Genomic DNA, 1390 nt, shown 5'->3' on the forward strand with positions numbered 1-1390 from the left:
GTTGCGTGGTACCTGCACCTATTATACTGCCGGTTTGTGCACTGACACATGACAAAATGAAAAAGGAGTTATTACGAATGTTTGTTTTAATTGTTTTATGATTTTAATTTTTACAAGGTATTATACATATTAAGTGATTTACAAAAAAGCCATTATCTTAATAAAAAATATAATCTCCCATTACCCTAACAACAATCCACTTTTCGTTTTCTTTTTTCATGATAACGGTAGAATAATTCCCCCCACCTGTAGAGTATACTTTAGCATAATAAAATATTATATATTTTTTATCCATGTAATACATTGGCTCTGAAATTATTATTGCCTCATGTAGTCCTGTACCAATATATCTAACTAAAAAATCGTGTTTAAATAATCCGTTTCCATCTTCAAGTATGAATTTGTACTCCGGAAAATCTTCTTTTTTCCAGTATCTTTTTATGGTATCATGAATATATTCTTCATACATTTTTTTCCAATGTTTTTCTACAAATAAACCATCTGTATAATCTATAGGATTCTTTGGGTCTATAATATGATCAGGTCCTACATCCCCATTAAAAATCCTTAAAGCCTGTTTATTTGAAGCCTTATTAGCTTGTAGAATGTGCTTTTTACTCTTATCGATTTTTTGAGTCTCTAAAAACACATTGATAGGCTCGTAACTTTCTAGATATTGCGCATTGGCACACGATAAAGTAAAGAGAGAAATGATTACGAATAATTTGTTTAATTGTTTCATGATTTTATTTTTTACAAAGTGTTCCTAATGGTGTGTTTACGCCATAAACAGAACCATTTTTTTCGGCCTGAATTCTACCCAAAATTCTTTCCCGATCTTTATAATTTATATTCTTAGGATCATTAGGATAATTTTTGTTAAATATCTGTGTTTCCAGAAGCCCTCCCCAAGCCATATCCAAATAAACCTGCTGAGGAAAACCAGAAGTAACTGTTTGCCCGGTATGAAATTCCTGAATAGTAGAGGCTATTGCATTTACATACTTTTCAGCAATTAAGTTATGATGTGTATCAGGAAGTATCTGTGTGTTTTTTGTAATTTCTTGTTGTACATAAGCCTCATAAATAGTAGGGAAATCGCAAATTCCTGAAGTACCACATATTTTATTATCTTCAAGTAAACTAATTAAATAGGCATGGATAACCTCGTGAGCCATTGTGGTGGCCAGATAAATCTGTGGGAGGATTTGGATTATCTTTTCCATTAATATAATCCTGATTATTCATCAACGATAAATACCGTCTCCTACCTCTCCAAAGACAGTCCATTTACCTTTAATTTTTGTTAAAATTAATATAGAAGTTGTATCAATATCTTTATAATCAGTTGTTGTTGATTTTATAGTAAATACAGCATACTTGTTATGTT

Annotated in this window: 2 protein-coding genes; both read right to left on the reverse strand. The window is 30.9% G+C overall.

Features of this window, described 5'->3' with window-relative positions:
* Nucleotides 1-157: 157 nt before the first annotated feature.
* Nucleotides 158-742, reverse strand: coding sequence for a hypothetical protein (locus PMI10_RS21490; protein ID WP_007811850.1), 585 nt, complete (start codon nucleotides 740-742; stop codon nucleotides 158-160).
* Nucleotides 743-746: 4 nt separating this feature from the next.
* Entirely contained in the window at nucleotides 747-1226 is a 480-nt protein-coding gene (locus tag PMI10_RS21495) for a hypothetical protein (protein ID WP_007811852.1), read from the reverse strand.
* Nucleotides 1227-1390 lie beyond the last annotated feature (164 nt).

This window comes from Flavobacterium sp. CF136 (assembly GCF_000282055.1).
In the GTDB taxonomy this organism is placed as follows: Bacteria; Bacteroidota; Bacteroidia; order Flavobacteriales; family Flavobacteriaceae; genus Flavobacterium.

Bases quoted from the DNA above. Each gene is read 5' to 3' on its own strand.
- PMI10_RS21490 (WP_007811850.1), bottom strand. From the start codon at position 742: ATGAAACAATTAAACAAATTATTCGTAATCATTTCTCTCTTTACTTTA.
- PMI10_RS21495 (WP_007811852.1), bottom strand. From the start codon at position 1,226: ATGGAAAAGATAATCCAAATCCTCCCACAGATTTATCTGGCCACCACA.